We start from the raw sequence: 19,732 nt of genomic DNA, 5'->3' as shown, positions 1-19,732 counted from the left end.
CCGTCGGTGGGGTACCGCCTCCCGCTTTCGTCCTCGCTCGGTCTTCGCGGCCCCTTGGCCGGTACGCTACGGCTCGAGCACCAGCTTGCCGTGCGACTTCTCGCCGCGCAGCAGCTCGCGCAGCGTCTGCGGCAGCGCGTCGAAGCCCTTGCGCACGTCCTCGGTGGTCATGAGCCGTCCCTGCCGCGCCCACGTGAGCAGGTCGGCGGTGGCCTGGTCGTAGCGATCGAGGAAGTCGATGACGATGAAGCCCTGCACCCGCAGCCGACGCATGAGGATCATGCCGAAGTTGTAGGGGCCGGGCACGGGCCTGCCGGCCTCGTTGTAGTCCGCGATGAGGCCGCACAGCGACACGCGGCCATTGAGGTTCATGCGCAGCAGGATCTCGTCGAAGATCGGCCCGCCCACGTTCTCGAAGCACACGTCGATGCCGTTGGGGCAGTGCTCGTCGAGGCCCTTGCCGACGTCGGCGTTCTTGTAGTCGATGCAGGCGTCGAAGCCGAGGGTCTCGGTCACGTAGGCGCACTTGTCGGGGCCGCCCGCGATGCCCACCACGCGGCAGCCCTTGATCTTGCCGATCTGCCCCACGAGCCCGCCCACCGAGCCCGCCGCCGCGTCGACCACCAGCGTCTCACCCTCGCGGGGCTGGGCCACGTCGAGCAGGCCAAAGTAGGCGGTGGGCCCCGCCGTCAGGCCGAGCAGCGACAGCACCTTGGCGTCCGACAGCGGCAGCCCGGCCGGCAGCGGCTGCACCATGGCGACGGCCGGATCGAACGTGGGGTGGGTGGCCCACCCCAGCATGCCGATCACGCGATCGCCCACCGCGAACCCCGGGTTGGCCGACTGCTCCACCACGCCCACGCCCAGGCTGCGCACCACCGCCCCGAGCTCGATGGGCGGCATGTACTGCGGGATGTCGCTCATCCAGATGCGCACGGTGGGATCGATGGACAGACAAGTGGTGCGCACCTGGATCTGTCCCTCGGCCGGGGCGGCGATGGGCTGCTCGTGCCGCCGCAGGTCGGAGTCGGCAAGCTCGCCGTCGGGGCGAGACTCGAGGGTGAAGAAGCGGTTGGTGGTCATGCCACCTCGACCTAGCATGGCCGGCAAGCGGATGCATTACGGACTTCCAGCACCTGGCACCACGTGGAGCTCGGCCTCGATGGGTGCGGTGGCGGGGGGGTCGTTGGCGTCGAAGCCCCAGATCCCGGCCAGCAGGCGGTGAGTACCGGGCTCGTCGAAGCCGGCGAGCACGATCGCCGCGTGGACGAGGTCGGGGATCGAGATCCTCCCCTCGATGGCCAGCGGGTCGACGAGGCGATCCCCTTGCAGGCGGCCGCGCAGCACCACCTCGGTGAGCGTGATCGAGATCCGCGTGCCGCCCGATCCCAGCGCCACCGGGAGGGTGAGGGTCACGGGCTCGGTGACGAAGGCCTCGGCGTCGCGGCTGGCGATCGGAGCCTTCACCAGGCGGTCGAACGACACCGAGCCGTCGGCATCGGGATCGGGCGCGAGCACCAGCGCCGCGGGCTCGTCCACCCAGGCCCAGCGGATCGAGGGCACCAGGGTGCCGAGCACCTTGCGAGCGCTTCGGTCGTCGGGCGAGCGCAGCGTCAAGCCACCCTTGGGCGTGGTGGCCTGGATCGCGCTGCGCACCACCGCACCGACCACGGAGACCGGCTTGCCCTCGAGGGTGAGGGTGCCGCGGACCTCGAACAATCCCGCGGTCGTCCCGAGCGCGACCGAGGTCGTCGAGGGGTCGGCGGCATGCGGGCCAATGGTCACCGCATCACCCTCGCCGCTCGGCTGTGGCCACTGCACCGAGAGCGCCGAGCCGGGTGCGTCGATCGCCTCGCTCAGCCGAAGGCCGGGCTCGTCGGCGCCCTCGAGGATCGCCTTGACCTCGTCGTGCCGGTTGTTCCAGTAGGTCAGCAGGTGGGTCTTGGTGTGGACGCGATAGGGATAGGTCGTGCCGTTGGCCACCGCGGTGTCGGGCGTCAGGCCCCCGCCGTGGGTCTGCTCGGGAGGGTAGCGGTAGCTGGCCTCGCGGCGGCGGATCACCGTCTGGGCGCGGGCACGGTCGTCTCGCGCGGCCCGCCACGGACCGGTCGTCGCGGCGGCGGCATCGGTGCCCGCGAGCTTGGTCTCGCGAAGCGAGAGGACCGCGTCATAGAGGTGCGCGGCCTGGGACGCGCGCAGGCCGTCGATCTCCACGCCATCGATCACCTCGTCGAGCCACGGCCGGCCCGGCTCGGGGACCTGCGGGCCGATGGCCGAGAGGCGCTGCCGCCAGCCGTCGTAGGCGGTCGCGGCCTGCTGTAGCGCCAGCAGGTCGGTGCGGCGAAAGTGGTCGATCGCGGCCTGGTCCCAGCGCATCACCTCGGAGAACGCCACCCGTACCGGGCGAAACTCCATGCCGCTCTCGGCCGCGATGCGGTCGCCGTGGTCCTCGCCCGCGAAGTACGCGTAGATGCCACCGGGGCGGCCCTGGAAGTCCTCGCGCCGAAGCAGCAGCTCGCGCTGGTGCTCCATCACCTCTTGCAGCACCGCGATCGCCTCGCTGCGTGCGGCACAGCCCTCGCGCCACGCCGCCGGCTCGCACAGCGGATCGAAGATCTCCCCGAGCACCTGCGGCAGGGTGACGTCGACGTTCCAGGTCATCAGGGCGACCGCGTAGTCCTGCTGCCAGTAGCCCCACTCGTGGCCGCTGTCGAACATGCGGTGGGTGTCGAGCGTGCCGCCGCCGCGCGAGCGCAAGAGCGGTCGCAGCAGCTCGAGGTCGCGCGCGCGCGTCCACATGTAGAGCGGGAGGTACACGGGGATCGGGTTGTCGAACGACAGCCACCACGAGCCCTCGGGGAACCACGTGAGCGGTCGTCCCTGGGCCGAGGCCTTCTGCATCAGGCACAGCTTGTGCGCGAAGCTCTGCTGGGCGTAGACGCGGGCCGGCCCCTCGAGCGGGTAGAACATGACCGTGTGCACCCCGGCCCGCAGGCGCGGATCGGTGTGGAACACCAGGTCGTAGTAGTCGATGCGCCCGTCGTCGTTGGTGCCGTTGGGGCAGCCCAGATCGTCGAAGTGCGGCGAGGGCTGGCGCCCGGTGATGTGCACGTTGACCGAGACGTCGAGCTCGGGGCGCAGCCGGAGCGCGGCCTGGCCCGCCCAATTGATCCACTGCACCGTCTCTTCGTCGGGGGTGGTGGTGAACTCGGTGGCGCCGAAGTGGATCCCGAACCAGTGGGCATCGGGCGACTCCTCGAGCTTCTTGGCCACCAGGGTCTCGAGCTGCTGGCGCACCGGGATGCCGCTGTGCTCGTCGATGTCGGCGCTGTGGCCCTGCTGCAGGTTGTGCAGCGAGATTCCGACGCCGTGCGGAAAGCCCAGCAGCTGCCGCAGCTCGTGGAGCTCGGCGCTGCGCTCCGGCTCGGCGCCGCGGCCCGCATCGCGGAAGCGGTCGCCGAAGTTCTTGACGATCCAGTCGTTGACGTGGACCGCCTCGTCGATGGGGTGATCGGAGTGCGCGAAGGCCTCGAGGTGCTCGAGCGGGTGCGAGGCGTGGAACGAGAACGAGCGCGAGGCGAAGTCGGGCGTGTAGTCGCCGCCCTCGCGGTGCAGTGCCGTGGGGCGGCGCGCGAGGTCTCGCAGGTCGGCCGGAGCGTGCACGGGCACGTACTCCTGCTCGGGGTGGAAGAAGCGCGTGCCCAGGCGGCGCAGCAGCTCGTAGGCCGCGTACTGCCGGGGCAGGCGACCGGGGCCGGCCGTCAGCACGAAGGTGGCGCCGGGCTCGTCTCCGAGGGCGTTGCGCCAGTCGCCCGCGTCGACCGTCTCGAGCACGAAGCCGTGCTCGCCGAGCGCCGCCATGCGGTCGGCGTCGACGCGGTCGGCGGCGAGGCGGTCGGCCTCGAGCACCACCACCAGGCCGGCGTGGTGCTCGGCCGCGATCGTCTGCAGCTCCTCGAGGGTGTCGATCTCGTCCCCGACCCGCAGCGAGGTCACCGGCTGGCCGGAGATCGTGCCGAGGTAGGTCGCCGTGGAGTCCGCGAGGCGCTCGGTGAGCGGATCGGCCTGCGCGGGCACGACCAGCAGCACGCCCGGGCCGTCGGGGGCCGGCCGCGCGGTGAAGGCCCACAGCCCCGCGCCGACGAGAGCGGCGACACCGGCCAGCAGCCACCCCCGAACACCACGACCAACGAGTCCACTGGGACCTTCGGCGGTGGAGCGGTCGTGGAGACGATCGGTCACAGCTTCTCGGACGCGATGCCGACCTTGCCGATGCCGGCCTCGTGCGCGGCTGCCATCACGCGGATCACCTGGCCGTACTTGGCCTTGTCCTCGCCCTTGATCGCGATGCGACCGTCCTTTTGGGCCTTCTCGTTGTTCTGGAGCTGCTCGACCATCTTGTCGTAGTCGGCTGCGAGCGGCTCCTGGCCCAGCTTGGCGTTGCCCTTCTCGTCGATGGTGACCAGCAGCGTGGCGTTGGGGTCGCTCGGCTGCTGCACCACCGCGTTCTTGGGCACGCTGATCGGGATCTGCTCGTTGGGCGGCTTGGGCGAGGCCACCATGAAGATGATGAGCAAGGAGAGCAGCACGTCGACCATCGGGGTCACGTTGATCTCGACGAGGGTCTCGTCCCCGCTCTCCTTGATCTGGGTGGCCATGGGCTAGGACGAAGCGTACGCCAACTCGAAGCGCGGTGTTTGCGCGACCGCGGGCCGGGGCATGCGGCTCTCCGGGATTCTCTCGAGGACGGCGTGGCCCGGGTGGAGCGCCGGTCCGGTTTGCCGACCAGGTCACCCGGCCGGGCTCGCCTTCATGGTCGCCGAACGAAGGCCGCCGCCACGCACACCTGCTCGATCATCCGCCCCTCGTTGCGTATCGACAGCGTCGGTGCTTCGCCGTGGCTCCTTCGGTCGAGCACGAACTCGTGCTCGTCGTTGGCCACGACTTGATTGATCCAGCGCGAGCCGAACTTCAGGCCCTTGCCGCTGCCCTCGTGCACGTGCCGCTGCAGTACGCCGAGCACCACGGTCTGGTCGTCGGGGAAGGCGGGGAACTGCAGCACGGTGGTGCCCTCGGACGGGATCGAGATCCGCAGGCAGCGGTAGAGGAACGGCTCGCGGTAGAGGAACGCGGTGCTGGGAGCGTGCGCGGCCTCGGAGCAGCCCTCGAGCACGTTCTTGCCCATCAGGCCGCTGCACACGCGCGCGGGCTGGGCGTCCACCTCGATGGCCCCGTCGTCGGCGAGGTCGCGCACCAGCTCTGGCGCTCGCTCGTCGTCGGGGTCGTCGTCGAGCTCATTGGTGGCGAATTCGACCCAGGTCCGCTCGAGCTTGTCGTGCTGGCGACGGGCGATGACCGCCACCGCCAGGATCACCCCCACGCCGAACGCCACCCAGGCGATGCGGCGGGCCCGGAGGCTCGACCCGTGCAGCGCCAGGGGAGGACCACGCCACAGCAGGCCCACCACGCACATCAGCAGCATGGCGGCGGAGATCCACAGGGCGCGGCGTTCGAATGGGGTCACCACGTAGTGCACGTCCACCACGCCCGGGCCGGGGAGATCGACGCCCAGGCAGTCGAGGCCACCGTCGCGACGCAGCAGGCGGGGCTCGAGCACCTCGCCGTCGAGGGTGAGCTCCCAGCGCAAGTGCGGGGCTCGTCCGAAGGCGAGCGTGGTGCCGGGAATGATGTCGTCGACCCGCAGCTGCAAGTGCTCGGGCTCGTCGAGCAGCACCTGCATCGTGCCAAAGCCCTCCAGCTCGGCCACGCGCGGGCCCTCGTAGTGCGGGGCCACGAAGCGCTCGAGGGTGAAGGGACCATACTGGCCGACCTCCTCCAGCGCGGAGGCCAGCGAGCGCTCCTTGTCGGGGACGGGGCGATCGTGGATGACGTGGGTGACGCCCAGCGCGGCGTAGGCGGTGGCCTTGCGGCGCACGCGGTGCTTGAAGTTGACGGTGGGGACGTGCGAGTCGAGCACCAGGCGCCCGCCGGCGTCGGAGATGGAGAACAGCGGGTAGGTGCCTCCTCCCATGCCCGAGCGCATGAGCGCGACCACGAGCGGGCGCTCGGGCGGCAGCGCGGCGGCCTCGGACCGCAGCGCCGCGAGCAGCTCGGCTTCGGAGGTGGCGAGCTCGTCGGCGTCGAGGGTGTCGAGCGCACCGAGCGGGCGCGCGGCGAGGCGGCCGGCGTCGGGGACGAGGGTGGCCACGAGCGGGGCGAGCAGCAGGCCGGCGGCGCCGCGGCGGACCCATGCCGACGCACCCAGCTCCAGGCCCGGCTCGAGGCCCGGCGCCAGGCCCGGCTCCAGCGGGCGAGGCTCGCCGCCGCGATGGGCTCGCACCCACTGGACCAGCCGCCCCACGCCCACGCCGGCCAGGGCGAACCACAGCGGCTTGAGCGGGATCGAGTAGCGGGGGAATTGCAGGTTCTTGAACCCCGAGAGCACGAGGTCGAGGCGCAGCACCGTGATCGCGTCCTCCGAGGCGAGCACGAGCTGGCCGATCACCAGGCCGACCACCGCCCAGGCGAGCGCACCCCCGCGGCGCAGGGCCACCGCGCCGCCGAGCAGGGCCAGCGTACCGGCGATGGACCAGGGGCCCGCGAACAGCTGGCCCTGGACGAGCGACCGGCCGAGCTCGGCCAGTGGCTCCCACGACACCGGATCGCGAGCCATCTCGTCGGCGCTGCCGAAGAACGTGGCCACCCAGCCCATGCCGAGCAGCGCACCGCCGAGGTGGACCACCGTGAACGTGCGCCAGGGGCCGGGCCAGCGGTGGGGGGCCACGAGGATGATCACGGCCCAGGCGAGCACCGAGGCGGTGATCGTGAGCAGGCCGAAGGGGTGTGCCCACAGGCTGCCGCCGAGCGCGAGCACGGCGAGGGCGAGACGGCGCGGGCGAGGGTCGCCGAAGGCACGGAAGGTCAGGCCGATCGAGGCGGCCCACAGGGTGGCGCACAGGAGCTGGGGCCACACGCCGTGGTAGACGAGGTAGTTCCAGCCGCCCTGGCGGCTGCCGCCCGGGTCGAGCAGCCACAGCGCGGCGGCGGCCAGGCCGGCCCAGCCGGCGGCGTCGGCCGGGGAGGTGCGTGGGGCGGCGGACGAGGTCTGCGGGGCGTCGGTGCCCTCGGTGGCCGACCTCGAGCTCGCGCCCGTGCGGAGCTCACGGGTGACCAGCGACGCCAGCCACCACGCAACCGCGGCCGACAGCATCCATAGCGCGGCGAAACCCCACGCGTAGCTGGTGCGCAGCGAGATCAGCCCGAAGCTCAGCACGTGTGCGGCCGCCATCCACAGGTAGCCGAGCACGGGGTAGCTCTCGCCGAACGGGTAGCCGTTGTTGAGCGACGGGCTCCAGCCCCACAGGCGTCCGCTGGGGATCAGCTCCTCGATGAGCAGGCGGACCTGGTAGTAGTGGATCCCGTGGTCGCGCGAGGCCGGGGGCTCGCCGCGGAGCAGCGGGCCGAGCATGAGCACCACGAGCGCCAGGAACAGCGCGAGCGGAAGGCGAGCGCGACGACGCTGCCACCAGGGGTGGTCGGCGGCGAGGCGCAGCAGCACGGGGGCGGTGGTCAGCAGGGTGGCGGTGCCGAGCCAGCGCAGCAGGCCGGTGGTTGCGACGGCCACGGCCAGGCCCGCGAGGGCGGCCACGGCGACCCCGGCCACGGTGCGTTGGCTGGTGTGCCCGGGCGACAACGGGGACCGAGGGTAGCTCGGAGACGGTGAAGGGCGCCACCGAGTGGACCCGACGGCAGTGGGAGCCTACGATCGACGCAGTGCCCACGACTGGCGACGACGCGGCGGATGCAGGTGATGGCGACGAGGAGATCGCGCCACCGCCGGCGCTGATCGTTCGACCGCGTGAGCCCGACCGGGCCGTGTCGCGCACGATCGGTGCCCCGTCGCGCGCACACGTCGGGCCGGGCTGTACGGTCAGCTTCGGGCTCACCCCGCAGGGACGCAGCGCGGTGCAGGTGTCACTCTCGCGTCGGTCGGACGCGAGCCCGCGCGACAACGTGCTGTCGCGGCCGCATCCGCGGATCGACGCACTGACCACCCGCATCGTGGATTCCACGCGAGGGCGCGACGACGTGCTGTCGCGGCCGCATCCGCGGCTCGATGCCCTGCCCACCCGCGTGGCAACGGTGACCTCGTTCGAGGTGGAGACCGATCCTGGCTCGGGCCACGGCTAGGGAACCTCGAGGGCGTCGACATCGACCTGATCCCTCACGTCCCTCTCCAGCACGTTCTGGTTCCTCCCACCATCACCATACTGGAACATGTTGGCATGCCCGGCCTGGGTGAGGCGCTGCTGGTACCCTCGCATTCGCGGCTTGCACTGCGAGCATGGATCCTTGGTGCCGGCGATGTAGAACACGGAGTCCCTGGTCAATTGTGGAGCGATCCACCTCAGCAGGTTTTGCTCGGCGTGCGAACGGCCCGAGACGAGCGTCGCATTTGGAAACGAGGCATGGGCGCGTGTATCGAGATATCCCTTTGCCGTACCCAAGGCTCCCCGTGGATACCTCGTCCGGTCGTTTTGGGCCTTGGCGAGGCCAGAGGCGATTGCATCGACCGCGTTTCGTTCTCCCGACGTGTTGTTCGCAGAAGCCGCCAGTAGGAGCGGTCCCTCGGCCCCCAGCCTGTACCACATGGCCTGGACCTCCTGGATCGTGGTGTCTTCTGCCTTCGCAAACGCTCGAAAGGCCTCGCCGATCGCTTGTAGCTCGGTCAAGGGATTCTCTCCCTCGTAGGCGTTGGGGGCTTCCGCGGCTTGTAGCGCCTTGCCGCGGCGTTCGTGCGGCGCCGGGATGGGACGCAGCCTCGCCGGCAGCAGCTCGGGCCGCGGGGCTCGAGCCGCGATCACGCCGAGTTTCGGCTGCACCGGCTGGCCTCGCATCTTCGCGGGCAGCAAGTCGGGCCGCGGGGCTCGCGATGCCCATGGAAGGGGGCGCTTCGGCTGGGCGGCCACGGCTCTCTCACCCGTGCTTCGAGACCGTTCGGTGCGAAGGATCCCCCGCAGCATGGCACCGATCTTCGTGGTCTTCTTCATCGTCATCGTTGGAGCACCGGGTCTCGGTCACCTCGTGCTAGTACGTCGAGGGATCGTAGTCATCGTCCCACTCCCAGGTGTACACATTGCTCAGCGCCTGATCGATCTCCTGCCGAGTCGCGCCTGACACCGTGTAGAACACCTGCCGCTCGCCCAGGGCCTCGGCGTGGCCGAAGCAGGCGATCGGGATGCCCGCGCCGAATTTGCTCGCGATGATCCCGGGCAAGGCATGCGCGCAGCCGCGATACTGACTCTTCACGCACGGCAGCAGCTTGCAGTCGGTGACGATGGCGGCGTTGCGGTTCGGGCGAGCCTCGAGGTTCTTCTGGTCCCAGAACGTCTGATCGGGGTGGTTCTCGGACCGCGACTCGAGCCCCGCGGCGTCTTCCTCGCTGCCGATCGCCAGCACCTTGCAAGTGCTCCCCTCCCACCAGATCCAGTGCGCGATGAAGGCCATCCGGCGGTCGTAGTCGTACACGGCGCGGTAGAGCGCGGACACCGGGGCGCGGACCTTGGTGTCATCGTCCTCGGACTCCTCGGCCTTGGCCTGCCCGACACCGCCTCGGAGCTTCGCGGGCAGCAGGTCGGGCCGCGGCGGGCTCGAGCCCGCTGGCCTTGCTGCGGGCTTGGCCTGCCCGACTCCGCCACGCACCATCTTGGCGGGCAACAGCTCGGGCCGCGGCGCTGCCGACCCGGTCGGCTTGGACACGGGCTTGGCCTGTGCCGCCTTGGCCTGCGCCGCCTCGCCGCGCATCGCCGCCGGGAGCAACTCGGGGCGCGGGGCACCCGACGGCGCGGGCCTGGAGCGCTTGGGCTGGACCATCGCCGTGCGGGGAACGTGGTCACCGACGGTGGAGGGACGGGTTGGTTTCGTGGTCTTCATACCAGATGCATCGTCGATGGCCGGATGTTCCGGTCGATCTTGAGATCGGACCCACGGTCGACCAACTTATCGGCAAACACGGCGATTTTCGAATCGACTCGTGTTCCACCCGGGCATGGTCGACCTCGACGCACCGGGCTACCAGGTGAGGACCACTTTCACGGGAAGGTGGTCGGTGATCTCGTAGGCATCGTCGTAGCCGACGTCGTTCGGCTTGGGGATCACGCTGGCCACGATCTTGGCCTTCTCTCCATCGTCGAAATCCGGCGAACCATTGACGAGACGGAGCTTGTTGCGGAACACGAGGTCGAGGCCCTCGTTGTGGTTCACGGGACCGGAACCGGTGTAGGTCGTCGACTGATAGGTACGAACGAGATCGACCGGCGTCATCACATCTCCGGCGGTGGTCATGTTGTAGTCGCCCACGTAGAGGTCGACGTCATTGTAGAGCACCGGGACGTAGTTCTTCCACAGCAGCGGGGCGAGCGCGGTCGACGGTCCCGGAGCGTGCCAGGCCGAGACCTTGAACGTCTGCTTTCGGCTGACCTTGGGGGCCACGGTGACGTCGACGATCGCGGGAATGCGGGCTTCGGCCCATCCGATGGAGAGATTGGACATGATGGTCTGGTTCATGCTCGAGCGCACCCCCTTGTCGGCGGCGAGCTTCAGCTTGTTCATGTAGCCGTCGTCGGGCGTCACCGTGATCGTGGTCGAGCCACGCGTCTTGCGATAGATCGTGAGCACGTTCTCGTTGGTCAGCACGGGTGTCACGATCCCTCCCCATTCGACCTTGGTCGTTTTCTTCATCAGCGCGATCAGCTTCTTGATGCACGCGCCCTCCTTGTTGTTCTTCTGCTTGTTCTCGTAGAAGAACACCACGTCGGCACCGTTGATCTGGCTGGCGATGTAGTCGCCGTAGTCGTCGACCTTGTCGGGCCGTATGTGACGGACGTTCCAGGAAATCACGGTCAACGAGCCATCGGAGAGCAGGGACGGCAGAATCACCCTCGCGCTCCGCCACCCGTGGGGACGAGCGACTCGGGCTGGCTCGTGTTCGTGCTGCCGAGCCAACCACAGCTCGTCGGCGACCCGGCGCGCCAGTCGATCCGCCGCGGCCTCGAGCCGCGGATCTTGCACGATCGCGATCCCCATCCCGAGCGGATTGCCCACCCGTCCCTCCCGCTGCTGCACCACATGCGCCAGCTCGTGCCCGAGCAGCTCCAAGCCCTCTCGCGTGGTCGGGTCGTAGAGCCCTGGCGCGAAGTGCAGCTCCTCACCCATCGTGAACGCCAGCGCACCCATCGACGGCGCCGCTGGCCCTTGGTGGACTCTCACCCCGGAGAAGTCGGCCCCAAACGAGGCCTCCATGGACCGACGGAGCTGCGGCTCGAGCGGCCGGCCCGCGCCGCTCGCCTTCACTCGCCCCGCCGAGATCATCGTGGTCGTGGCGTGACGTGATCGCGTCTGTGCGACGCCACGTACTCCCACCCATGGTCGGCCCATGCCTGGGCACAGCTCCGGTCGCGGTGACGCATTCCACGGTCCACCGGACCCTTGCTCGGGCTTGGCCTGCCCTGCCCCGTCTCGCGCCTTCGCCGGCAGCAGCTCGGGTCGCAGCCACGGAACACTCGGTCGAGGCGGGCCCTTCGAACTCGCCGCCACGGTCGTTCGTCCGCCTCGCCCGAGGCGCTCGGTACGAAAGTACCCCTGCAACACCAAGCCGGACTTCGCACGCGTCGTCTTCATCGTCCTCGATGCGATCCAGGGCAGATCGGATCGGAGCAAGCTCGCTATGACCCGCTCTCGAAGGGTCCCCGAACCGCCGGACGACGCAGCCGATGACTCGCCAGCGCCGGCTGGCCGACGCGACCACCCGACCACAGCTGGTCGGCGACCTGCTGCCCCATTCGATCGGCCTCGGCCTCCAGCGCCGGGTCCTGCACGATCGCCACGCCCTGCCCATACGGATTGGCCACTCGGCCATCGCGCTGTTGCACCACATGCGTCAGCTCGTGCCCGAGCAACTCCACCCCCTCGCGCGTGGTCGGGTCGTAGAGTCCGGGTGCGAAGTGCAGCTCTTCGCCGAGCGTGAATGCCAGAGCACCCATCGAGGATGCCGTTGGGCCCTCGAACACCCGCACCCCCGAGAAGTCGGCGCCGAAGAAGCTCTCCATGCTCTGGCGGATTGCCGGCTCGAGCGGCCGGCCCTCGCCGATCACCCGCAACTGACTGGTGGGGATCGGGGTGGTGGTGACACCCGGGTTCGACCGAGCCTGTGCGGCTCCTCGAGGTCCGGCGATCCGTGCGGGGCCCATACCCGGCAGCAGCTCGGGTCGCGGCGCTCCGCTCCATGGTGAGCTCGAACTTCGCCCGGGCTTGGGCTGACCGACCCCGGCTCGCATCTTCGCAGGCAACAGCTCGGGCCGCGGCGCGCTCGGCCGGCGCGCATCGGACTTGGACTGCGCGGCGGTACCTCGCATCGTCGTGGGCAATGGATCGGGTCGCGTCCAGGCGCTCGACCGAGAGACAATGGCCGTCTTGCCGGCTCCGCGAAAGCGCTCGATGCGGAAATACCCCTGCAGCACCAAGCCGGTCTTCGAGATCTTGGATTCCATCGGGTACTCGAGTCGATCTTGGGATGAGGCCACGTAGCTCATCAAGTTATCGACGAACCATGGATTTTTGGAGTCGACTCGTGTTCCAACCCCGTCGGTTCGGCATCACAGCTTGTCCGAGGGAATGCTATGGACCGAAGCGCCCTTGCTCGTCCAGTACTCGGTGAACAGGTTCAGGGTGGGAACGCACCACTGCGTGCACATCTTCTTCTCGGTATACCACTGCAGCGTGATCGAGGTTGGCGTACCACCGAGGGAGATGAGGTGCTGATGGAGGCGCCAGAGGCAGATCTGCTCGGTATGGCAGGTGCCGCCTCCACACTTGGGCTGGGAGATCGTCTCGAACACCCACGGACCTGGTGTCCCGGTGCACTGCTGATAGAGATTGGCCGCCACACCAAAGAACGTGAACGCGGTGTCGCTCATCACGACCGTCGCCGCGAGGGCTCCGACGTGCTGGAGCAGGTGCGGATTGGAATCCACTGCAGTGAGGGCTCGTGCCTTCCCGCGATTCCAACTCCCCGACCCATTCATTTCGTCGTAGAGCTGCCATGCACCCTCGATCGAGCCGAGGTTCGAGAAGATCACGAGACCTCCGTGGCTGCCGCTCTCGACCTCGAACACCGCCCACGGGGCAAGGAGATCGTAGGCTTGCCCCCACGTCTCGGCGTCGGAGAAGTGCGTGGGCTCGCGGCTGGACGTCCGCTGCGACGACTCGTGCGACCTCACATTCGACATCCTGGTGTCCCGGCGCTCTTCGACGGTCCCCATCTTCCAGTCGTGCCCCTTCCTGCCCGTACACTTCTTCGAGCCGGTCTTGCTGGGCTTTTGGTACTCACTATTGGTCGTCTCGGTTGCGCTACAGATCGTGCATGACCAGCTCACCAGCTCCGCACGCTGGACGATGCGCGACAGCGGTCCCGGCCGGGATCGTGACTGCTCCTGCACCACCCCGAGCGGACCGCGTGCCGAAGTCGGCGGACTTGCCCTCCCGATGTGCCCTGGACCCCGACCGGGCATCAAATCTGGTCGCGGCGCTCCCTTCCACGCACCATCGGGCGCACGCTCGGCCCGGGGTTGTGCCGTCGTGCTCCGCATTGCCGGCGGCAACAGCTCGGGCCGCGGAGCCCCCGTCCGTGGTGCATCAGGAGCACGGTCGACCTTGGCCTGCGCCGGATTGCCTCGCATCCCAACGGGCAACAGCTCGGGCCGCGGTGCTCGCGAAATCGATCGTCCCTCGACGTTGCGCTGCACCACGGCGGTACCCTCGACGCGCCGAAGCCTCGCGATGCCCTTCGAACTCGGTTTCTTCATGTCGACCGTTCCAACCGGTGATCCAATGCGTCGCGATCCTATCCTCCCATCCCCTCTCGACCCCATTTTCCGGCACGCACCAACCAGCCCTTCCACCCCGATCTTCACCGCCGCTTGAGTCGCCCGACCTCCGCTTCGAACGCCGGCATCCCCTCGCGCCCCACCCCCGTGCGACGAAACCCGTGGCTCTCGTACCACTCGACCAGCCGTCCGCTCCCGTCGTCCTGCGCATCGAGCTCGAGCGTCCGCCGCCCCACCCGTGCGCTGGCATCCGCCGCCGCGCGCAGCAGCTCGTCACCCCCGCCACGCCCGCGGTGCTCGTCGTCCACCCGGAGGTTGTAGAGCCGCGCCCGCCCCTGCTCGAGCACCACGTCGGCGGCCCCCACCGCGCGCCCACCCTCGAACAGCTCGATGTGCTGTCGGTCCGGTCCCGCTCGGTTGATCTTGACCTGGAACATCCCCTTGCCCGGCGGCACGCGCTTGGCCTGCACCGCCCCGGACCGAGTGGCGAGCGCGGCGATCCGATCGGCCTGGGCCTCGAGCCCGGGGTCATGGGCCAGCATGACTCCGCTGCCCACGGGTGCATCCACCAGGCCTGCGCGCTGCTGCACCACGTAGGCGAGCTGCTTGGCCAGTAGCGCCTGCCCTTCCGGCGTGCCCGGCCGATACTGCTGCTGACCGAAGTACACGTCGTTGCCCGTGGTGAACGCTCGCGCGCCGATCGAGTCGGCTTGCGGTCCCTGGTGCACGCGCACCGCCGAGAGGTCGGCGCCCAGGAGCGCTTCCATCTTGCGACGCACGTTGCCGGGCAACGGCTGACCGGCGCCGCTGCGCAGCGCGCCGGGCGAGAGCGCCACGGGTGACATCTGCACGCTCGCGCCGCTCGATCGACCACCACCGGGCACCGCTTTGCGCGACGCGACCGAGCGCTGAACCGCAGGACCCTTGCGCCGGGGCAGCAGCTCCGGCCGCGGCGCTCGAGCCCACGGATCGTCGCTGCCCTTGGCCTGCGCCGCCCCGGGGCCACCCGCGCGGCGACCACCCGCGGGTAGCAGCTCCGGTCGCGGCGCATGTGCCCACGGACCTGCGTTGCCCTTGGCCTGCACTGCGCCGCGATCACCCGCCTGCGCGCGGCCACCCGCGGGCAGCAGCTCCGGCCGCGGCGCCTTCGCCCACATCCCCGACGCAGCTTCGGTCGCAGCCGCAGGCCGGCTCGGCTGCGCCGTGCGAGCGGCGGCCGGCTCCTCGCGGAAGCTGGCCTGGATCACCAACCCCCGAACGTTGGTGTGTCCTCTGCCCGCCGATCCACCCTTCATCGCGACCCTCCATCACGATACGCCGCGGCACCCACTGGCGTCCACCGCCAACGAGCTACTTCGACTTCGCCTTCGGGTCGAGCAGCCGATCCCGCCCCGCGATCAGCTCGATCCTCTCGGGCGCATCGTAGAGCCGCTTCCAGCTCGTACCGGTCGCTCCGATGAACAGCCCATACACCGCCACCGTGCCCTCGGGCTTGTCGATCGCGACCACGCGCGAGTGCCCCGGATACACCACGAAGCTCGCCAGCACCGACTCGTCGGGCTCGATCACGAGCGCGGCGATGTCCTGGTACTGATCCTCCACGAAGTCCTTGAAGGCGACCAGCCGCACCACCGCCCGCAGCGGACGCCCGGCGTTGCCGTCGTCGTCGGCCTGCACGTGGATCACGAGCTTGGGTGCCTCGGGCTCGACCGGCGCGGTCCCGTCGTCACCATCGTCGGCCGGCGGCGTGGTGGTGCTGGTATCGGCCTTCGACTTGCGCTTGCACCCCGCCCCCGGGCCGAGCGCGAGGGCCAAGAGCGCCGCGATCGCCAGCGCACGCGTCACCGACAGTCCCTCACCGCAAACGGAGCCCAGGGATCGCTCACCACCACGAATCGTACCAGCCTTCGCGCCCGACCCAGCGCGTCCACGGGCACGCTGAAGGTCACCGGGAGGTTGGTGGTTGCTCGCGAGGCCCAGCGCCCGCAGCTCTTGCCCCGCGCGATCGCGGCCTCGGTGACGAGGGGCTCCTTGGGGTCCCGCTTCTTGTAGCACTCCTTGCCCTTGCAGCTGCGCCCCTCGTCGAGCAAGCGGTAGAAGCTGAACGCCGAGCCGACCTCCTCGATGGTGTGCTGACTCGCGTCCTCGGTGCCGGGCGCGGTGAGCTCGAGCGAGAGGATCGCCTCACCCTGATCCCACCACCGCAGCGGCAAGGTCTGGGCCTCGGGCCGCTGGTTGAACGCATAGACCGCCGAGCCCCCCGCGCTGAGGTAGGCCATCGAGGCGACCCGCCCCTCGTACTCCTTGGTGGGCAAGGCGGCGGGCTCGATCCGCACCAGCAGCGGCACGGGCTTGCCATCGCCATCCCACAGCGCGGCCGACAGATCCTCGAGATCGCGCACCATCTCGAGCATCCCCATGGGCGCCGGGATGCCGTCGAGCATGACGCGGTGCTCCTTCTTGCGCTGCATCGCCGGACCCACCAGCCGATCGAGCACGGCCCAGAACTCCCCGGGCTCCTTGCCCTGCTCGCGCACGAGCGCCTCGATGTCGGACACGCGCGCGTCCTGCATGGCCGCACCGTCGAACGGATACGTGGCCAAGAGCGGCTGTACCACCGGCCGCACCTCGTCGACCCACGCCTCCTCGATCTCGTCCTCCACGTCGCGTGCCCCGTAGCGGTAGACCTGCTCGATCGGTGCATCGAAGGGATCGTGCCAGCCATAGTCGAGCTGCGCGCCCTCGAGCCACTCGGTCACCACCGCCCGTCGGTCGACCTCCTTGCCCTGCGCCGTGTGCAGCACCAGCTTGCCCAGCCCCGACAGCCGCTCCTCGAGGCGGTCGCCCTCGGCGGGCGGCGCTCCGCTGCCCTCCATCAGCGGCAGCAGCTCGGCGATGATCGCCGTGTAGGGCTCGAGCCCGGGGATCGCCCCGTCCTTCTCGGCCAGCAGCGCCGTGAGCGGCCCGAACACCTCCAGCGCTCGCTTCAGCGGCTCGTGGTACTGGTCGTCGGGCAGCGTCAGCGCGGCGTTGTGGGTGACCGTGGTGAGGAAGTCGGTGAACCACGACGACGGCTGCGTGAGCGCCTTGAGGGCAAAGGGCAGCGCGACCCTCGACCCCGGGTTGAACTCGAACCCGAGGTAGTAGGTGACGAGCGCGTCTCGATAGGCCCGGGCGTAGGCGGTCACCGTGTCCTTGATCGCACGCTGCACCCGAGCGCGATCGGCCGCCTCGAGCTCGAGCGTGGGCAGGGTGTCGCTCGCATGGGCCAGCACGGGCTCCACGTGGTCTTCGAACGCGGACTTGGTGTAGTGGCCGGGGATCGTGGTGGTGGCCCCACCCCCGTAGCCGCGCACGGCACCCTCGTCGAGCAGGCGCTCGCTCTCGTCGAAGAACGCACGACCGTCGTTCAGGCGCTCGCGAGGAATGCCCTCCAGCACCTGCTCGATCACGTCGTGGGCCCGAGAGCGCGCCATCAAGGCCACGGCGGTCCCTCGTTCCTGCTCGCAGGTACGATCGACGACGCTCGAGACCTCCTGGTGAGCCGCTCGCCAGCGCTCGATGGCATCGAGCCGGGCGAGCAGCTGGCCCAGCCCTCCACCCTGCGGCATCGGGGGCATCGGCTCGGTGAGCTCGTCGACCGCCTCGGACACCTCGACCAGATCCTCGTAGGCCTCGGCCACGACCTCCGCGTCGAGCGTGCCGAGGATGGGCTCGAGGGGCAGGGCCAGCAGCGGATCGGCCTCGAGCAGCAGCCGCGTCCGCTCGAGCGCCTCGTACTCGGCCTGGCTGCGCAGCTCGGGCTGCTCGCGCAGCGCATCGATCGCCTCGACCGAGAGCGTGCCCTCGGTGCGACCGAACGCGGCACACAGGCGCTCCTGGTGCTCGATCCACTCGCGGCCGGTTCGCCGGTCGATGTGCTCGGGCAGCTCCACCCCGGCGGGATCGAGCTCGTCGCTGGACTGCACGTAGTAGGTCACCATGGACTCGCTGAGCCCGAGCTCCTTGGCCCACCACCGAGCGTTGTCCTGGATGTGCAGGCCGAGCTGACCGCCACGGGTGCCATGGATGAGCGACGCCACGTACAGCAGGGTCACTCGATCGGCACCGTCCTCTCCCCAGCTCTCGTCCTCGAGCCATGGCAGCAGGTACTCGGTGCGAACGGTGTGCTCGAAGTGATCGGCGATCGTCCGCTTGCGATCGATCTGGGCCCACCGCAGCCACAGCACCTCGGACTCGACCATCCGCGCGATCGCCCGGGTCGCGTCCTCGGCCGCGAGGCGCTCCTCGGGGTTCGCACGGCGACTGTCGTCCTGCTTGCGATCGTGGGCGTCGACCGCCGCCTCGGCCTCGCCCACGCGTTGCAGGTGCCATAGCGACACCCCGGCCACGACCGACATGGTCGCCGCGCCCAACGCCGTGGCCCCCAGCAGCGTGCGCCGGTTGTAGCGCGCGATGCTGGCGACCACCAGGCCAGCGTCGGCCTCGAACGGATCACCCACGTGGCTGTGGGGCACGATCGAGCCCAGGTAGAGCTCGCTGGGCGGGATCCGGGTGTCATGCCACGCCTCGCCCCGCAGGCTCGTCAGCAGCGGAGGCAGCGTGCGCACCAGGCCGCCGAGGATGTCGTAGAAGCCCACCAGCCTGGCGAATTCGTCCCCCGTGCGGCTGGTGAGCGCATGCGCCAGATGGGCGTCGTACGCCGCCACCAGGGCCTGCGCATCGACGTACTCGGAGCCCAGGAGCTCGAGCTCGATGCCCTTCTCGTGGGTGCCCACCACCGCGGCGAACTCCTCGTAGCCCGAGAAGGAATCGAGGTGGGTCAGGCACACGCGCACGTCGACCGCCTTGGCCACCCGGCGGGGAAACAGGCCGATCTTGCCGCGCACGAGCTGGGCCAGCGTGCGCAGATCCTCGGGCGGCGTGGTGGCCAGCGTACGAGCATCGAGCACGAGCACCACCGTCATGCTGGGGCCCGCGTTCCGCCACAGCTGACGCAGGGCTCGCTTGGTGGTCGAGCTCACGTCGCGCAGCAGCGGCGCCGACAGCTCGTGCACCACCACCTCGCTGCCGAGGTAGAGCTGCACCAGCGGGTTTTGGTAGGCCGCCGGATTGTACTGATTGACCTGGCCGCGCCAGTCGACGCGCGAGCGGATGAGGTGGCTCTTGCCCACCCCGGCCTCGCCCATCACCACGAACGTGGGATAGTGCTCGGCTCGTCGTGGGATCTTGGCATAGAAGGGCACCCACACCGATCGCAGGCGCGCACCCACCGATGGACCCGACGTTCGCGGCTCGTCCTCGCGTCGCTTGCGTTGCCAGCGGACGATCAGCACCACCGTCACCACCAGCACCACCAGCACCACCAACGCGACGATGAGCGTGATGACGTCGATGCCGAACACGGTGCCGTCGAGCCACGAGGCGTCGCCATCGGGCGCGCTCGCCTCGGCGGACTTCGAGCTCGCCCCCTCCGGGCCGCCCGCGGGCGCGGGCGCCTCGGCGCCGGTCGTGGCGACCTCGGCCTCGGCTCCCGCTTCGGAGGGCCCGCCCGAGGAGTCCGAGGACGTCATCGCGCCGCCCCTCCCAGCGCGCGCGCGGGCCAGCCCGCGCTGCGCATCAGCGCCTCGACCACGTCCTCGAGGGCATCGAGCGCGGGACCGAGCGGCACCTCGGCCTCGGGGTGGAACGACGCGACGACCATGGTCGCGAGCGGATCGGACACACCGAGCCGGGCGTCGCTGCCCTCGGGGAACATCCGGTCGAGCTCCTGCACGAGCCTGGCCAGCGCGACATCGTCGGCGTTGGCCTGGCAGGTGCGCTCGTCGTCGGGGCTCGGGCTCATGACG

The 19,732-nt window shown here is 69.9% G+C and carries 14 protein-coding genes; 1 reads left to right on the top strand and 13 read right to left on the bottom strand.

The annotated features are described in order from the left end of the window. Positions 1–66: 66 nt before the first annotated feature. From OEB96_RS26180 to OEB96_RS26165, 4 genes are all read right to left on the bottom strand, one after another. The gene (locus tag OEB96_RS26180; protein ID WP_266219469.1) at positions 67–1,083 is read right to left on the bottom strand and encodes an NADP-dependent oxidoreductase; all 1,017 of its coding nucleotides are present in this window, start codon (positions 1,081–1,083) and stop codon (positions 67–69) included. A 36-nt stretch (positions 1,084–1,119) separates the two neighbouring features. After that, a complete protein-coding gene (locus OEB96_RS26175) occupies positions 1,120–4,242 on the bottom strand; it encodes a hypothetical protein (RefSeq protein WP_266219468.1) in 3,123 nt (1,040 codons plus the stop codon). Next, positions 4,239–4,658 (bottom strand): ExbD/TolR family protein, encoded by a 420-nt coding sequence (locus OEB96_RS26170; protein WP_266219467.1) that lies wholly within the window; start codon positions 4,656–4,658, stop codon positions 4,239–4,241. Before OEB96_RS26170 ends, OEB96_RS26175 begins: the two co-directional genes overlap by 4 nt. Before the next feature lie 152 nt (positions 4,659–4,810). Further along, positions 4,811–7,693 carry a DUF6541 family protein gene (locus OEB96_RS26165; RefSeq protein ID WP_266219466.1) on the bottom strand — a complete coding sequence of 961 codons (2,883 nt, stop codon included), beginning with the start codon at positions 7,691–7,693 and terminating at the stop codon, positions 4,811–4,813. Between the two features lie 26 nt (positions 7,694–7,719). Here OEB96_RS26165 and OEB96_RS26160 point away from each other — a divergent pair, with 26 nt between their 5' ends. After that, positions 7,720–8,190 (top strand): hypothetical protein, encoded by a 471-nt coding sequence (locus OEB96_RS26160; protein ID WP_266219465.1) that lies wholly within the window; start codon positions 7,720–7,722, stop codon positions 8,188–8,190. Here the strand turns inward: OEB96_RS26160 and OEB96_RS26155 are convergent. The 9 genes from OEB96_RS26155 to OEB96_RS26115 all read right to left on the bottom strand — a co-directional run bounded on the left by OEB96_RS26155 (position 8,187) and on the right by OEB96_RS26115 (position 19,728). After that, complete coding sequence (locus tag OEB96_RS26155; protein WP_266219464.1) at positions 8,187–8,732, bottom strand: hypothetical protein; 546 nt, start codon at positions 8,730–8,732, stop codon at positions 8,187–8,189. The genes OEB96_RS26160 and OEB96_RS26155 overlap by 4 nt on opposite strands. A gap of 355 nt (positions 8,733–9,087) precedes the next feature. Further along, on the bottom strand, positions 9,088–9,933 hold the full coding sequence (locus OEB96_RS26150; RefSeq protein WP_266219463.1) for a hypothetical protein: 846 nt from the start codon (positions 9,931–9,933) through the stop codon (positions 9,088–9,090). 138 nt (positions 9,934–10,071) lie between these two features. Beyond that, positions 10,072–11,370, bottom strand: a complete 1,299-nt coding sequence (locus OEB96_RS26145; protein WP_266219462.1) for an eCIS core domain-containing protein — start codon at positions 11,368–11,370, stop codon at positions 10,072–10,074. Between the two features lie 353 nt (positions 11,371–11,723). After that, positions 11,724–12,548 carry an eCIS core domain-containing protein gene (locus OEB96_RS26140; protein ID WP_266219461.1) on the bottom strand — a complete coding sequence of 275 codons (825 nt, stop codon included), beginning with the start codon at positions 12,546–12,548 and terminating at the stop codon, positions 11,724–11,726. Positions 12,549–12,653: 105 nt separating this feature from the next. Next, positions 12,654–13,277, bottom strand: a complete 624-nt coding sequence (locus OEB96_RS26135) for a hypothetical protein (RefSeq protein WP_266219460.1) — start codon at positions 13,275–13,277, stop codon at positions 12,654–12,656. Between the two features lie 689 nt (positions 13,278–13,966). Next, positions 13,967–15,178: a GNAT family N-acetyltransferase gene (locus tag OEB96_RS26130; protein ID WP_266219459.1), complete on the bottom strand. Its 1,212-nt coding sequence runs from the start codon at positions 15,176–15,178 to the stop codon at positions 13,967–13,969. A gap of 55 nt (positions 15,179–15,233) precedes the next feature. Beyond that, on the bottom strand, positions 15,234–15,728 hold the full coding sequence (locus OEB96_RS26125; RefSeq protein ID WP_266219458.1) for a hypothetical protein: 495 nt from the start codon (positions 15,726–15,728) through the stop codon (positions 15,234–15,236). Next, positions 15,725–19,456, bottom strand: coding sequence for a hypothetical protein (locus OEB96_RS26120; protein ID WP_266219457.1), 3,732 nt, complete (start codon positions 19,454–19,456; stop codon positions 15,725–15,727). The genes OEB96_RS26125 and OEB96_RS26120 overlap by 4 nt, the downstream gene beginning before the upstream one ends. Further along, positions 19,453–19,728, bottom strand: a complete 276-nt coding sequence (locus OEB96_RS26115) for a hypothetical protein (RefSeq protein ID WP_266219456.1) — start codon at positions 19,726–19,728, stop codon at positions 19,453–19,455. The genes OEB96_RS26120 and OEB96_RS26115 overlap by 4 nt, the downstream gene beginning before the upstream one ends. Between the last annotated feature and the right edge of the window lie 4 nt (positions 19,729–19,732).

This window comes from Paraliomyxa miuraensis (assembly GCF_026337845.1).
GTDB classification, from domain to species: Bacteria; Myxococcota_A; Polyangia; order Nannocystales; family Nannocystaceae; genus Paraliomyxa; species Paraliomyxa miuraensis.
The sequence above is the reverse complement of the archived record's forward strand: the minus strand, read 5'-3'. Positions and strand labels throughout refer to the sequence as shown.